The following is a 14055-nucleotide window of genomic DNA, read 5'->3' as shown; positions in this document are numbered from 1 at the left end:
GCGGGACCGCGGCGGCAGGCGCCTGGTGCGGGACCGGGGCCTCCACGGGCCGCCCCGGAGCCAACGGGCCCTGCGCGGAAGCGTCGGTGCCCTGCGTCGGAACACCGGGCTCGGTCGGCGTGACGCCGTGCGGAGCCGCGGCGGTGGGTGCCTGGCGCGCAGTCGGGGACTCCACGGGCTGCCCCGGGGACTGCGCACCCTGCGCGGACGTGTCCGGGCCCTGCGTCGAGGCATCGGGCTCAGGCGACGTGGTGCCGTGCGGGACAGCCTCGCTGGGTGCCTGGTGCGGGGCCGGGGACTGCGCGGACGTGTCCGGGGCCTGGGGTGGGGCGTCCGGTGGGGTTGGGGGTTTGGGGCGGGGGCGGGACCACCAATTTGCCTTCGTGGGCTTCCCCTCGTCCATGTTCTCCCCACAACTGGCCCGCGGCGGACGCCGTCTGCATGCTCAACCCCGCGCTCGCCGGTTCCTCGGCGGGCGCGGCCCACCGAGGATTCAACCAGGTTCCCCCGGGAAAGCGGAGGGCAACGTCATGTCAGCGCATCTGCGACGTGCCCTGCAGCGGTCCGCTGCCCGGTGGGGCGGCGCTGGTCCGCACTGGATCGGCGTCTCCCGGCACCAGGCGGTCCTCCGCCGTGTGACGGCCGGGCGGCGCCGGGCGTATCAGCGGGGAGATCGCGGCGGCGCCCGCCAGCATCGGCGCCGTCAGCTGGTGCACGGAGTCGCGGGAGCGCAGCGGGTGCGTGGGGGCTGTCCCGGGCAGCAGGGGTCCCGTCACCTCGGTCGGCGCGACCGGTGCCGTCAGGACGCCGGGCCGCTGCCCCTGCACCGACAGCGGATTGCCGCTGCCCCGGCGGCGCACGGAGTCGGGGGTCACGGCGGTGCCGGACCCCTGGGAGCGCTGCGGGGTCACATTGCTGCCGGAGCCGCCCGCGCGGGTGTCACCCGAGTCGGCGGGGACGCCGACCGTGACGCCGCCCAGCGCGATGGCGGCCAGCGACACCGCACCGGCCGCCGCGAACGCGAAGCGGCGCCCGCGCCAGGTGGGTCTCTCCACCTCGTGCCGCGTGACGTCATGGATGCGGAAGCCCCGGTGCTCGCTGGGCAGCACCGCGGCGTGGGCGCCCGCCGGGACGTACTCCACGAAGGGGTCGGGGTTCACACCGAAGATCCGGTTCCGCGGCAGGCCGGTGGACTCAGTGGCTCCGGTGGCGAATCCGTCGTCGGCGCCGGATCCTCCGGACGGCCCGGAACCGCCTCCCGGAAGACCTTGGAGGCGGGCGAGGAAACTCTCGGTGGGCGGCGGCGGGGCCGCCTGCGCGAAGACGCTCTTCAGGCGACGCTGCGCGTCGGCCTCGGTCTTGCACATCGGACAGGTCGCCAGATGCGCGAGGACGCGCTCCCGCGCGTCATGGCCCAACTCGCCGTCCACAAGGGCGGCGAGCCGGTCCCCCAGATGCTGCTCGGCCTCGGCTACATGCCGCTCGGCAGGATTCGACCGTGATCCACTCACGCGGTCGCGCCCCCTCCTCCCAGCGCCACGGCCCCGGTGACCGCGAGCGAGCGACGCTCGGCGCGGGCCTCGGGAGAGCGGTGCTGGAGGGCCTTGCGCAGCTGCGAGCGGCCCCGGTGGATACGGCTGCGGACCGTGCCGAGCTTGACGCCGAGGGTCGCTGCGATCTCCTCGTACGAAAGGCCCTCGATGTCGCAGAGGACCACCGCGGCGCGGAACTCCGGCGCGAGGGTGTCGAGCGCCTGCTGGACGTCCGCGTCGAAGTGCGTGTCGTTGAACACCTGCTGCGGCGACGGCTCGCGGCTCGGCAGCCGCTCCGCGGCGTCGTCCCCGAGTGCGTCGAAGCGGATGCGCTGCTTGCGGCGCACCATGTCCAGGAAGAGGTTGGTGGTGATGCGGTGCAGCCAGCCCTCGAACGTGCCGGGGGTGTAGGTCGAGAGGGACCGGAAGACACGGACGAAGACCTCTTGCGTGAGATCCTCGGCGTCGTGCTGATTGCCGGTCAGGCGGTACGCCAGGCGGTACACGCGGCCGCTGTGCGTGCTGACGATCTCCTCCCAGGTGGGCGGAGTCCACGCCTGCGATTCCGCGTCAGCGGCAAAGGTCGCGGTCTGAGCGGAGTCATTGGCACGGATGCGGTCAGCGGTGTCGGTCACGGATTTCGGCTCACCCGCCAATCCGAGAAAACGCCGGAGCGCTCCTCCCCGATTCGCAGACGCAGCCGCACCTCCCCTGTCGGCTCTGGTGGTGTCCAGTGGAGCCCCTACCATAACCACCTCGCCCGTTAGCTCCGGATAAGCGTTTTTACGTGAATTTGGTACGGGCTTCTCTGCAGGTGTCCTGTCCCTGCGAGCCGTCCGCTTCAGGTCTTGATCCATCCGTTACCCCCGCTGTGCTCCCACCCCCTATAAACGCCTGGCCTCATCTGCGGGTTCCCGCCCCCAACGGATACAGTCACGGCCAGGCAACCACGGGGACAGGAGAGGGCCATTACCGGCAACCGGCAGACGGGCTGGGCGTTCGCCGACGCCTTTGTCGCCGAGGACGAGGCACTGCGCTGGGCCCGGGACCGGGCCCGGGAGGCAGGCCTGCCCTCGGTGTCGCCCGGCACCGGCGCCGCACTGCGGATGCTCGCCGCCACGGCCGACGCGAAAGCGGTGGCCGAAATCGGCACGGGCACCGGGGTGTCGGGCATCCACCTGCTGCACGGCATGCGGCCCGACGGCGTACTGACCACCGTCGACCCCGAGCCGGACCGCCAGCAGTTCGCCCGTCAGGCCTTCCGCGCGGCCGGCTTCGCGGGCAACCGCGCGCGGTTCATCCCCGGCCGCGCCCTCGACGTCCTGCCGCGCCTCGCGGACGGCGGCTACGACCTCGTCTTCTGCGACGGGGACCGCCTGGAGTCGCTCGAATATCTCGCTGAATCGTTGCGCCTGCTCCGGCCCGGCGGGCTCGTCTGCTTCGAGGGCGTCTTCGCGGACGGCAGGACCGTGGACTCCGGGCCGCAGCCGGTCGAGGTCCTGCACCTGCGCGAGCTGCTGCGGGCGGTGCGGGAGAGTCCTGATCTGGTGCCGTCGTTGCTCCCTGTGGGAGACGGGCTCCTCTGTGCCGTGAAACGGTAGCGCTGCGTTGCGCTGCGCTGGCTTGGGCGGTTTTTCTTGTGCGGGTGCGTTGTGGCTGGGCGCGCAGTTCCCCGCGCCCCTGAAAAGCTCCCCGGGTCCGCCCCGTAAAGGTCCCCCGGCCGCGTCCCCATAAAGGCCCCGGGGCCCGGATACAGCACTGCCCCGGCTCGTCGTACGATGCCGGGGCAGTGGAAAAGTGTGCGCGCTTCCGCGTCAGCCGACGACCTTCTTCAGGGCGTCGCCGAGCGCGTCGGCCTCGTCCGGAGTCAGTTCGACGACAAGTCGTCCGCCGCCTTCGAGCGGAACGCGCATGACGATGCCCCGCCCCTCCTTGGTCACCTCGAGCGGGCCGTCGCCCGTCCGCGGCTTCATGGCCGCCATGCTCGTTCCCCTTCCTGAAACCAGCTCATCGCAGCCGACAACCCAGGTGTCACCGGCATCGAACACATTGCTTCCAGGTCATTATCCCGCATGGCAGGACCCGATGACCAACATCGGTCGGCATCGCTTGGGCAACGCGCGCCCGCAAAACCCCTCATTTCGGCGATGTGGCTGCGATACTTCGCCGTCCCATACGCCCCGTGGGCCCGAAATTCTTTGACGCAGGTCACATGACCGGCCGCATGCCGGAGCCCGATGATCTCCGTCATGCTGAGTTCCTACGTACTGGACCAGCGGAGGGGACCACCATGGCCGACAGCGTGCTCTACGAGGTGAGCGACGGACTCGCGACGATCACGATCAACCGTCCCGAGGCGATGAACGCCATGAACACCGAGGCCAAGGTCGCCCTGCGGGAGGCCGTGCGGTCGGCGGCCGCAGACGAGGCCGTGCGCGCGGTGCTGCTCACCGCGACGGGCCGGGCCTTCTGCGTGGGCCAGGACCTCAAGGAGCACATCGGTTCCCTCACGGCGGACCGCGAGGCGGGCACCGGGCAGACCATGAGCACGGTCAAAGAGCACTACAACCCCATCGTGCGGGCGCTGACGAGCATGCCGAAGCCGGTCGTGGCGGGGGTCAACGGCGTCGCCGCGGGCGCGGGCCTCGGCTTCGCGCTCGCCGCCGACTACCGGGTGGTCGCGGACACCGCCAAGTTCAACACCTCGTTCGCGGGTGTCGCCCTGACCGCCGACTCCGGGGTCTCCTGGACGCTGCCGCGCGTGATCGGCCCCGGCCGCGCCGCCGACCTGCTGCTCTTCCCGCGCAACATCTCCGCGCAGGAGGCGTACGAACTGGGCATCGCCAACCGGATCGTGCCCGCCGACGACCTCGCCGACGAGGCCGCGCAGGTGGCCCGCGCCCTGGCCGAAGGCCCCACCCTGGCCTACGCGGCGCTCAAGGAGTCCCTCGCCTACGCGGCGGGCCACTCCCTGGACGAGGCGCTGGACAAGGAGGACGAGCTGCAGGCGAAGGCGGGCGCGTCGGAGGACCACGCCATCGCCGTGCAGGCCTTCATCGCCAAGGAGAAGCCGAAGTACCTGGGGCGCTGACCGGCCGCATCCGGGGAGCCGGCTCCCTTACGCCGCCTCGCGGGCCACGCAGTCCGCGAGGTGATCGTCGACCAGGCCGCAGGCCTGCATCAGTGCGTACGCCGTGGTGGGGCCGACGAAGCGGATGCCGCGCTTCTTCAGGGCCTTCGACAGGGCCATCGACTCGTCGGTGATCGCGGGCACATCGGCGATGCTGCGGGGGGCCTGGCGGGTCGCGGGATCCGGTGCGTACGACCAGATCAGGGAGTCCAGTTCGCCCTGGGGCCAGTCGGCGAGCACGCGCGCGTTGGCCAGGGTGGCGTCGATCTTGGCGCGGTTGCGGATGATCCCGGGGTCGGCGAGCAGCCGCTCGCGGTCCTCGTCGGTGAACTCCGCGACCGCGGCGACCCTGAAGCCGGCGAAGGCGGCGCGGAAACCCTCGCGGCGGCGCAGGATCGTGATCCACGACAGGCCGGACTGGAAGGCCTCCAGGCAGAGCCGCTCGTACAACGCGTCGTCGCCGTGGACCGGGCGGCCCCACTCTTCGTCGTGATACGCCACGTAGTCCGCGGTGGACAGGCCCCAGGGGCAGCGGAGGCCACCGTCCGGGCCCGGGACCGCGCCGCTCTCCGTGCTCACTGGTCGTCGCCCTTCCGGTCCTCGGTCTCACGTGGTTCGTACCCCTCGAAGAGGGTGCGGCCCGCTACCGCCGTGGCCTGCGCGCCGGCCAGGGCCGCCTCCAGCTCGGCGATGCGGGCGTCCCGCTCGGCCAGCTCGGCGCCGAGGCGGCCGAGCACCTCGTCCACCTCCGCCATGTGATAGCCGCGCAGGGTCATCGGGAAGCGCACCGCGTCGACGTCGGCACGGCGCAGGGGGCGGTCCGGGGGCAGCGGATCGGTGAACCGCTCCGGCTCGACGTCGGGCAGCGCGCCGCTCTCGCCGCCGCCGACCACGGCGAGGGTCACCGCGCCGACCACCACGACGAGGGCGATGACCAGGAACAAGAACAAGACCATCTCTTCAGGCCCTCACGCTCGACTGCCCGTGCTGAAACTGTCAGGGTCCGATCGTGCCATGCGCCTGTGACAGTTAAGGTCGCAGGCGGCCGAACCGCGACAAGGACCCAGGAGGACCACAGGGGATGCTCAGGCTTGGCAGGCGCGAGTTCGACGCGCACGAGCCGGTGATCATGGCGATCGTCAACCGGACCCCGGACTCCTTCTACGACCAGGGGGCCACCTTCCGCGACGAACCCGCGCTCGCGCGCGTGGAGCAGGCCGTGGCCGAGGGCGCCGCCATCGTCGACATCGGCGGGGTCAAGGCGGGTCCGGGCGACGAGGTGACCGCCGAGGAGGAGGCGCGCCGCACGGTCGGTTTCGTCGCCGAGGTCCGCAAGCGGTTCCCCGATGTGGTGATCAGCGTCGACACCTGGCGGCACGACGTCGGTGAGGCGGTCTGCGAGGCGGGCGCCGATCTGCTCAACGACGCCTGGGGCGGCGTCGATCCGCAGCTCGCGGAGGTCGCCGCGCGGTACCGGGTGGGTCTGGTCTGCACGCACGCGGGCGGCGCCGAGCCGCGTACCAGGCCGCACCGCGTCACGTACGACGACGTGATGGCCGACATCCTGCGCGTGACGGTCGGCCTGGCCGAACGCGCGGTCGAGCTGGGCGTCCCGCGCGAGTCCGTGATGATCGACCCGGGCCACGACTTCGGCAAGAACACCCGCCACAGCCTGGAGGCCACCCGCAGGCTCGGCGAGATGGTGGACACGGGCTGGCCCGTCCTGGTCTCCCTGTCCAACAAGGACTTCGTGGGCGAGACCCTCGACAAGCCGGTCAAGGAACGCGTCCTCGGCACCCTGGCGACGACGGCGGTGTCGGCGTGGCTGGGCGCGCAGGTCTACCGCGTGCACGAGGTCGCCGAGACCAAGCAGGTGCTGGACATGGTGGCGACGATCGCGGGGCACCGGCCCCCGGCGGTCGCACGCCGGGGGCTGGCCTGAACGGGAACTCCCCTTCGGGGAGTTCTCACTCCGGGCTGCGTCCGGGCTACTTCCCGACTTCCTTCGTCACCAGGGAGATGGCCTCCTCCACGTCGTCCGTGACGTGGAAGAGGAGGAGGTCCGCCTCCGAGGCCTTGCCCTGGGCGATGACCGTGTTCTTCAGCCAGTCGACCAGGCCGCCCCAGTACTGCGAGCCGAAGAGGACGATGGGGAAGCGCGTGACCTTGCGGGTCTGGACGAGGGTGAGCGCTTCGAAGAGCTCGTCCAGCGTGCCGAGGCCGCCGGGCAGGACCACGAAGCCCTGCGCGTACTTCACGAACATCGTCTTGCGGACGAAGAAGTAGCGGAAGTTCACGCCGATGTCGACGTACGGGTTGAGGCCCTGCTCGAAGGGGAGCTCGATGCCGAGGCCGACAGAGGTGCCCTTCGCCTCGACGGCACCTTGGTTGGCGGCCTGCATCGCGCCGGGTCCACCGCCCGTGATCACGGCGAATCCGGCCTCCACGAGCGCCTTGCCGATCTCGACCCCGGCCGCGTACTCCGGAGAGCCCTCCCCCGTGCGCGCCGAGCCGAAGACACTGATCGCGGGCGGGAGTTCCGCGAGGGTGCCGAAGCCCTCGATGAACTCGGACTGGATGCGCAGGACTCTCCAGGGGTCCGTGTGCACCCATTCGGAGGGACCGTCGGAGTCGAGGAGACGCTGGTCGGTGGTACCGGCCTGCACCTTGTCCCGCCTGCGCAGCACCGGGCCGAGCCGCTGCTCCTCAGGACGCTTCCTGGCAGCGTGGGCAGCGCGCTCGGCGCTGTTGTCGGGGTGGCTCATCGTCTGCTCCCTCCATGCGTACGTGACTCACAGCGTAGATCTACGCGGGTTACGTCCGAGGGACCTCGGGATGACCGGCACCAAGAGCGGCACCGGGTGCCTCACCGGCCTATGACGTCAGCCAGGCCCGCAGCTTCTCCTCCGCCACCGGGATCAGGGACACCTCGACGCGCTCGTCGATCTTGTGGGCGAGCAGCGGGTTGCCGGGGCTGTAGTTGACCGCGGGCACGCCGAGCGCGCTGAAGCGGGAGACGTCCGTCCAGCCGAACTTGGGGCGGGCCTCGCCGCCGACGGCCGCCATGAAGGCCGCCGCGGCCGGGTGGGTGAGGCCGGGGCGGGCCGCGCCCGTGTGGTCGTCGACGACGAACTCGTCGACGCCGCAGTCCGCGAAGTAGTCGCGCACGAAGGCGAGGGCCTCTTCCTCGGTGCGGTCCGGGGCGTAGCGGAAGTTGACGGTGACGGTGCACTCGTCGGGGATGACGTTGGTGGCGACGCCGCCCTCGATGCGGACGGCGTTGAGGCCCTCGTGGAACTGGAGGCCTTCCACCATCGGCTTGCGGGGCTCGTACGCGGCGAGCTTCTGGAGGATGGGGGTGGCCGCGTGGATGGCGTTGGCGCCCATCCAGGCGCGCGCGGAGTGCGCCCGCACGCCCTTGGTCTTGAGGAGGACCCGCAGGGTGCCCTGGCAGCCGCCCTCGACCTGGCCGTCGGTGGGCTCCAGGAGGACGGCGAAGTCGCCCGCCAGCCAGTCGGGGTGGGCCTCGGCGACGTGCCCGAGGCCGTTGAGGTGGGCGGCCACTTCTTCGTTGTCGTAGAAGACGAAGGTGAGGTCGCGGTTGGGTTCGGGCACCGTCTGCGCGATGCGCAGCTGGACGGCGACGCCCGACTTCATGTCGCAGGTGCCGCAGCCCCAGAGGATCCCGTTCTCGTCGAGGCGGGACGGCACGTTGTCCGCGATCGGCACCGTGTCGATGTGCCCGGCGAGGATGACCCGCTCCGCGCGGCCGAGGTTGGTGCGGGCCACCACGTTGTTGCCGTGCCGGTCGACGGTGAGGTGCGGCAGGGCGCGCAGGGCCGTCTCGATGGCGTCGGCGAGCGCCTTCTCCTCGCCGCTCGGGGACGGGAAGTCGACCAGCCGCGCGGTGAGCTCCGCGGCATCGAGCGTGAGGTCAAGCGGTGTCTGAGGCATGCCGACGACCCTAACGCCAGCGGGCGCGCGGGCCTGTCAGTGGACTCCAGTACCTTGGACGCGTGCTTGAGCGCCCCAGTCTCGTCCGGCGCGGCCGTCTCCTCCGTGTCGGGGCCGCGGCCGCCGTGCTGCTCGCCGTCGTGGGCTATGTCGCGCTCCAGTACGTGTACGGGGGCAAGCGCGAGCCGCGGTGCACGGTGGTGTCGGGGGAGGGCGACGGCGCTTCGTACACCTTCACGGCCGAACAGGCGGAGAACGCCGCGACGGTGGCGGCGGCCGGCACCTCGCGCGGGATGCCGGAGCGCGCGGTGGCCATCGCCCTCGCCACCGCTCTGCAGGAGTCCGGCCTGCGCAACATCACGCACGGGGACCGGGATTCGCTGGGCCTCTTCCAGCAGCGCCCCTCGCAGGGCTGGGGCGACGAGCGGCAGATCATGGACCCGGCGTACTCCGCGGCCCGGTTCTACGAGCATCTGGCCGACGTCCCCGGCTATTCGCGCCTGCCCCTCACGGTCGCCGCGCAGCGCGTGCAGCGCAGCGGTTATCCGCAGGCCTACGCCAAGCACGAGCCGGACGCCGCGCTGCTCGCCGCCGCGCTGACCGGCCGCGCGCCCGCCACCTTCGGCTGTGAGGGCCGCCCGACCGCGGGCACTGCCCCCGCGGGTCCGGCGCGGGTGCGGGCCGCCCTGTCCCGCGACTTCGGCCGCGAGGTGCGCCCCGGCGGCGCCCCGGGGCGCGCGGTGACGGTCCCGGTGGCCGCCCGCCCGGCCGACGACCGGGCGTCGCGGCGCGGCTGGGAGCTGGCGCACTGGGCCGTGGCGCAGGCCTCGGCGCTGCACATCGAGCGGGTGTCGTACGACGGCCGGGAGTGGCGCGCCGGGGGCTCCGGGGAGTGGCGGAAGGCGAAGGCGGCCGGCGCCGCGGGAGCGGGCAGGGCCGCGGGCGAGGTTCGAATCGTCACTGGGCAGTAGTACGGCGCTTCACTCGTTCAGGGCACGCCGGGCGTGACGGAGCGAGACCGTGTCCGAGTTTTCCGCCGACACTCCGCACAATCCCCGAATCCCTTGCGGACACGGAGGATGAAGGATTCTGCAGCGAATTGGCCCGTAAGCCGTTTGCCCCCTTTTCTCCGCAGCCGATAATGCGACGCATTGCCAACTCTTTACGTTGGCGCACCGCAACCTTCGCGGGCTTCGAGCGGTAGTCACTGCGTCTGATCGCCGGAAGCCGTCCGGCGCGACGCCGGAGCCGATCCGGCCGGACACTCCAACGTTCTCTCCCGTCTGAAGGAGCATCATGTCCCTCCCCCTGACCCGCCGGATCGCCCGTGCCGCGCTGCTGAGCGCAGCGGGTGCAGCTTCCGTGGTCGGTGCGGCCGGCTCCGCGAGCGCCGTTGACCTCCCGGCCGGCCCCGACCTGGGCGGAGTGTCCGCCGTGGACGGCGACAGCCTCGGCAACACCGTCGACGACGCGGCTCAGAACGTCGGCAACCTCGCGGGCGACACCGGAAGCAAGGCCGTGAAGAAGTCCGTCCCGGCCGCGACCAAGGCCGTCGGCCGGGCCGGCAAGACGGCGACCCCCGCCGCGCAGAAGGCCGCCGGCGAGGTCGCGGGCAGCACGGGCGAGGTGCTCGGCGAGACCGCCAACTCGGCCACCGAGGGCGGGCTGCCGACCGAGGGCGCGCTGGGTCAGGGCCTGCCCACCGACTCGCTGACCAAGGGCGGCCTGCCGACCGACCAGCTGCCGGTCAAGAGCCTGCCGCTGGGCTGACCGCCCGCACCGCGCACGGAGGGCCCGGAGCCATTGGCTCCGGGCCCTCCGTCGTATTCGGAAGCGACGGTTCAGCGCCGCGTCACGCCAGCCGCTCGACCGCCGCCGCGACCCGCTCGTCCGTCGCCGTCAGCGCCACGCGCACGAAGCGGTCGCCCGCCGGGCCGTAGAAGTCGCCGGGCGCCACCAGGATGCCGAGGCCCGCGAGGTGGCCGACGGTGTCCCAGCAGGACTCGTCGCGGGTGGCCCACAGGTACAGGCTCGCCTCGCTGTGCTCGATGCGGAAGCCGTGCTTCAGCAGGGCGTCGCGCAGGGCCGTGCGCCGGGCCGCGTACCGCTCGCGCTGCTCGCGCACGTGCTCGTCGTCGCCGAGTGCCGCCACGACGGCGGCCTGGGTCGGCGCGGAGGTCATCATGCCGCCGTGCTTGCGGATCTGCAGCAGGTCACCGAGGACGTCCGCGTCACCGGCGACGAACGCCGCGCGGTAGCCCGCGAGGTTGGACCGCTTGGAGAGCGAGTGGACGGCCACGATGCCCTCGTACGAACCGCCGCACACGTCCGGGTGCAGCACCGAGACCGGGTCGGCCTCCCAGCCGAGCTCCAGGTAGCACTCGTCGCTGACGAGCAGCACGCCGTGCTCGCGCGCCCAGGCGACCGCACGGGTCAGCTCCTCCTTCGAGAGGACGCGACCGGTGGGGTTCGAGGGCGAGTTGAGCCAGAGGAGCTTGAGGTTCGTCGGGTCCAGCCGGGTCGGGTCGTCATAGGCGACGTACTCCGCGCGGGCCAGCCGCGCGCCCACCTCGTACGTCGGGTAGGCGAGCCGCGGATAGGCCACCACGTCGCCCGGGCCGAGGCCGAGCTGCGTCGGGAGCCAGGCCACGAGCTCCTTGGAGCCGACGATCGGCAGGACGTTGCGGTGGGTGAGATCGCGGGCGCCGAGCCGCCGTCCGCACCAGCCGGTGAGCGCGTCGCGCAGCTCGGCCGTGCCCCACACCGTCGGATAGCCGGGCGAGTCCGCGGCGGCGATCAGCGCTTTCTGGATCAGCTCGGGAACCGGGTCCACCGGGGTGCCGACCGACAGGTCGACGATGCCGCCGGGGTGGGCGGCCGCCGTGGCCTTGTACGGCTCGAGCTTGTCCCAGGGGAAGGTGGGAAGCCGGTCGGAGACTGCGGACACGTGTTGACTCCCGTGCTGGTACTGGTTGTTGCCTATGCCTCGGTCCCGTGCGGCGGAGATGCCGTACGGGACCGGGGCGACGCTCAGGCTGCCGTTACTGGTTCTGCGGCGGCAGGGCGGCGATGAAGGCGTGGTCGCGCTCGATCAGGCCGAGCTTGCTCGCGCCACCGGGCGAACCGAGCTCGTCGAAGAACTCGACGTTCGCCTTGTAGTAGTCCTTCCACTCCTCAGGAGTGTCGTCCTCGTAGAAGATCGCCTCGACCGGGCAGACCGGTTCGCAGGCTCCACAGTCGACGCATTCGTCCGGGTGGATGTACAAGGACCGCTGGCCCTCGTAAATGCAGTCGACCGGGCACTCCTCGATGCACGCCTTGTCCTTGACGTCGACACAAGGCTGCGCGATGACGTAGGTCACGCTGTCGTTCCTCCTCGATACGGGCGTTGGCGGGCCGTCTTCAGGCTCCGCTCGCCTGGCGCGCGGGAGCGCGGCGTCGTCGATGCCCGCCCCTAGTATCTCCGTTCCCGGGCATGATCCGAACAGGAGGGGCTTGCAGAGCTGTGGAAATCACCGGCGGCGGACGACTAGAGGTCCGCATCACCCCTGCTGACGTGGGAAAACGAGTCTCGGTCCGGCGCTTGAGCGACGCTTTCGCGTCGGCTGAGAAGTTCACCGACACGGTGGGTGTTCTCACATCGTGGGACGAAGGTGTGGTGCTCATCACACGACGGAACGGTGAGAGCGTCCGGATTCCGGAGCGTTCCCTGGTGGCGGGCAAGGTCGTGCCGGCCGCGCCCGCGCGCCGCCGGGGGCCCGCCGCCTCGTACGAGGAGCTGGCGCGGGTCTCCGCCCGGGCCTGGCCGCCCGTGGAGAGCGAGCGGCTCGGGGAGTGGCAGCTGCGGTCGGCGGGCGGGTTCACGCGGCGGGCCAACTCCGTGCTGCCGCTGGGCGATCCGGGACGGCCGCTCGACGAGGCCCTCGCGTACGTACGCGACTGGTACGCGGCCCGCGACCTGCCTCCGTACGTGCAGACCGCGACCGGCGCCGAGGGCACGCAGGAGCTGCTCTGCGCCGGCTTGGAGGAGCGCGGCTGGGTGCGCGAGGTGACCGCCGAGCTGTACGTCGGCGGGCTCGCCCCGGTCGGGGACCTGGCCGCGGACGTGGACCGTGTCGTGCTCTCCCGCACCTTCGACGAGCCGTGGCTGCGGCGGTACCAGCGGTTCGGGGTACCCGGACCACATGTGCACAAGGTGCTGGCGGGCGGGCCCTCGGTATGGTTCGCTTCCGTGCCCGGGAGCGGTGCCGCCCCGGCCGCCATCGGGCGGTGCGTGGTGGACGGACGCTGGGCGGGCTTCATGGCCGTCGAGGTGGACCCGGAGCACCGGCGCCAGGGGCTCGCCACCGCGGTGATGACCGCACTGGCCCGGCAGGCCCTGACCGAGGGCGCTTCGGCGGCCTGGCTGCAGGTCGAGGACGGCAACGACAGCGCGCGGGCGCTGTACGGCGGGATGGGTTTCGCCGCTCATCACGCCTATCACCACTACCGGTACGGCCCTGCCTGAGCGGGAGCGGCGGGCCCGACGGAGCACGGCACGGCAGGCACGACAGAGCAGAGCACGGCACGGAGACAGCGCCCGGCGAGGGCAGACACGAGGCACGTATGCACGCGGAGTCCGGCGAATGGCGGCGGCGGTTCGCCGAAGAGGCGCGGTCGGAACGGCCCGGTCTCGCGCCGCTGTGCCTGCTGATCGGCGCCGAGGCGGATCCCTCGCTCGACGAGGCGGGGATCGACGCCGCCGAGATCGAGCTCGACCGCCTGGCCGGTCTGCTGCCGTTCCGGCCCGGGGGGCCGCGCGCGTGGGCGACCGCGATGGCCGAACTCCTCGGTGAACAGTGCGGGTTCGAGGGGACACCGGGCGATTACCAGCGGCTCGACTCCTCGCTCCTGCACCAGGTCCTGCGCCGCCGCAGGGGCCTGCCGATCCTGCTCTCCGTGGTCTGGATGGAAGTCGCGCGCCGCGCGGGCGCCCCCGTCTACGGCGTCGCGCTCCCGGGGCACTTCGTCGTCGGCTTCGGCCCCCGCGACGACCAGGTGCTCGCCGACCCCTTCGACGGCGGCCGGCTGCTCACCGGCACCGACGCGGAGCTGCTGGTGGCCGGGACCGCGGGCACGGGCATCCAGCCGTCCATGCTGACGCCCGCCGACCCGCTGAACATCGTGCAGCGGATCCTCAACAACATCCGCGCCTGGGCCGCCGCCCGGCCCGAGCGCTCCGACGTCGCCCTGTGGGCCCTGGAGCTGTCGCTCCTGCTGCCCGCCCATCCGGCCCGGCTGCGCTACGAACGGGCCCAACTCCTCGTCCAGCGCGGCGACTTCCTGGGCGGCGCGGCGGAGCTCGACGCGTACGCGGACGTGGTGACTCCGGTGGAGCCGACCACGGCGGACCGGGTGCGCCAGCAGGCGCGGGCCGCGCGGGCGATGCTGAACTGACCG

16 protein-coding genes are annotated in these 14055 nt (G+C 72.1%); 7 read left to right on the top strand and 9 right to left on the bottom strand.

All coding sequences use genetic code 11. The features are described from left to right. Window positions 1-533: 533 nt before the first annotated feature. Window positions 534-1430: an anti-sigma factor family protein gene (locus tag ACZ56E_RS09105; RefSeq protein WP_471213132.1), complete on the bottom strand. Its 897-nt coding sequence runs from the start codon at window positions 1428-1430 to the stop codon at window positions 534-536. 77 nt (window positions 1431-1507) lie between these two features. Next, entirely contained in the window at window positions 1508-2281 is a 774-nt protein-coding gene (sigE, locus tag ACZ56E_RS09100; protein ID WP_365358898.1) for an RNA polymerase sigma factor SigE, read from the bottom strand. 153 nt (window positions 2282-2434) lie between these two features. Here sigE and ACZ56E_RS09095 point away from each other — a divergent pair, with 153 nt between their 5' ends. Then, window positions 2435-3133: an O-methyltransferase gene (locus ACZ56E_RS09095; RefSeq protein WP_468609323.1), complete on the top strand. Its 699-nt coding sequence runs from the start codon at window positions 2435-2437 to the stop codon at window positions 3131-3133. Between the two features lie 213 nt (window positions 3134-3346). Here the strand turns inward: ACZ56E_RS09095 and ACZ56E_RS09090 are convergent, their stop codons facing one another. Beyond that, window positions 3347-3514, bottom strand: coding sequence for a DUF3117 domain-containing protein (locus tag ACZ56E_RS09090; RefSeq protein ID WP_003966491.1), 168 nt, complete (start codon window positions 3512-3514; stop codon window positions 3347-3349). A 308-nt stretch (window positions 3515-3822) separates the two neighbouring features. On the opposite strand from ACZ56E_RS09090, the gene chcB reads away from it, so the two are divergent. Further along, window positions 3823-4623 carry a 2-cyclohexenylcarbonyl CoA isomerase gene (chcB, locus tag ACZ56E_RS09085; protein WP_471212584.1) on the top strand — a complete coding sequence of 267 codons (801 nt, stop codon included), beginning with the start codon at window positions 3823-3825 and terminating at the stop codon, window positions 4621-4623. Between the two features lie 27 nt (window positions 4624-4650). Here the strand turns inward: chcB and ACZ56E_RS09080 are convergent, their stop codons facing one another. Both ACZ56E_RS09080 and ACZ56E_RS09075 read right to left on the bottom strand, forming a co-directional pair. After that, window positions 4651-5241 carry a DNA-3-methyladenine glycosylase I gene (locus tag ACZ56E_RS09080; RefSeq protein WP_471212582.1) on the bottom strand — a complete coding sequence of 197 codons (591 nt, stop codon included), beginning with the start codon at window positions 5239-5241 and terminating at the stop codon, window positions 4651-4653. Further along, window positions 5238-5618: a DivIVA domain-containing protein gene (locus ACZ56E_RS09075; RefSeq protein WP_471212580.1), complete on the bottom strand. Its 381-nt coding sequence runs from the start codon at window positions 5616-5618 to the stop codon at window positions 5238-5240. Before ACZ56E_RS09075 ends, ACZ56E_RS09080 begins: the two co-directional genes overlap by 4 nt. A gap of 125 nt (window positions 5619-5743) precedes the next feature. Between ACZ56E_RS09075 and folP the strand changes: the two genes are divergently transcribed. Then, complete coding sequence (gene folP / locus ACZ56E_RS09070; RefSeq protein ID WP_471212579.1) at window positions 5744-6604, top strand: dihydropteroate synthase; 861 nt, start codon at window positions 5744-5746, stop codon at window positions 6602-6604. A gap of 46 nt (window positions 6605-6650) precedes the next feature. On the opposite strand, the gene ACZ56E_RS09065 is transcribed toward folP, so the two are convergent. Both ACZ56E_RS09065 and dapE read right to left on the bottom strand, forming a co-directional pair. Continuing rightward, the gene (locus tag ACZ56E_RS09065) at window positions 6651-7427 is read right to left on the bottom strand and encodes an LOG family protein (protein WP_365358908.1); all 777 of its coding nucleotides are present in this window, start codon (window positions 7425-7427) and stop codon (window positions 6651-6653) included. A 109-nt stretch (window positions 7428-7536) separates the two neighbouring features. Next, window positions 7537-8616, bottom strand: a complete 1080-nt coding sequence (dapE, locus tag ACZ56E_RS09060; protein ID WP_471212576.1) for a succinyl-diaminopimelate desuccinylase — start codon at window positions 8614-8616, stop codon at window positions 7537-7539. 62 nt (window positions 8617-8678) lie between these two features. Between dapE and ACZ56E_RS09055 the strand changes: the two genes are divergently transcribed. Both ACZ56E_RS09055 and ACZ56E_RS09050 read left to right on the top strand, forming a co-directional pair. Beyond that, complete coding sequence (locus ACZ56E_RS09055) at window positions 8679-9587, top strand: heavy metal transporter (protein WP_471212574.1); 909 nt, start codon at window positions 8679-8681, stop codon at window positions 9585-9587. Window positions 9588-9912: 325 nt separating this feature from the next. After that, window positions 9913-10386, top strand: a complete 474-nt coding sequence (locus tag ACZ56E_RS09050; RefSeq protein WP_468609181.1) for an ATP-binding protein — start codon at window positions 9913-9915, stop codon at window positions 10384-10386. Between the two features lie 82 nt (window positions 10387-10468). Here the strand turns inward: ACZ56E_RS09050 and ACZ56E_RS09045 are convergent, their stop codons facing one another. Beyond that, window positions 10469-11563, bottom strand: coding sequence for a bifunctional succinyldiaminopimelate transaminase/glutamate-prephenate aminotransferase (locus tag ACZ56E_RS09045; protein WP_471212571.1), 1095 nt, complete (start codon window positions 11561-11563; stop codon window positions 10469-10471). A gap of 94 nt (window positions 11564-11657) precedes the next feature. Beyond that, window positions 11658-11978 (bottom strand): ferredoxin, encoded by a 321-nt coding sequence (fdxA, locus tag ACZ56E_RS09040; protein WP_362917932.1) that lies wholly within the window; start codon window positions 11976-11978, stop codon window positions 11658-11660. Between the two features lie 143 nt (window positions 11979-12121). Here fdxA and ACZ56E_RS09035 point away from each other — a divergent pair, with 143 nt between their 5' ends. Both ACZ56E_RS09035 and ACZ56E_RS09030 read left to right on the top strand, forming a co-directional pair. Next, a complete protein-coding gene (locus ACZ56E_RS09035) occupies window positions 12122-13123 on the top strand; it encodes a GNAT family N-acetyltransferase (protein WP_471212569.1) in 1002 nt (333 codons plus the stop codon). 98 nt (window positions 13124-13221) lie between these two features. After that, the gene (locus ACZ56E_RS09030; RefSeq protein ID WP_398300861.1) at window positions 13222-14052 is read left to right on the top strand and encodes a transglutaminase family protein; all 831 of its coding nucleotides are present in this window, start codon (window positions 13222-13224) and stop codon (window positions 14050-14052) included. The last annotated feature ends 3 nt before the right edge of the window (window positions 14053-14055 follow it).

The organism is Streptomyces sp. NPDC039480 (assembly GCF_055597165.1).
This window is presented reverse-complemented; position numbering and strand designations above follow the sequence as displayed.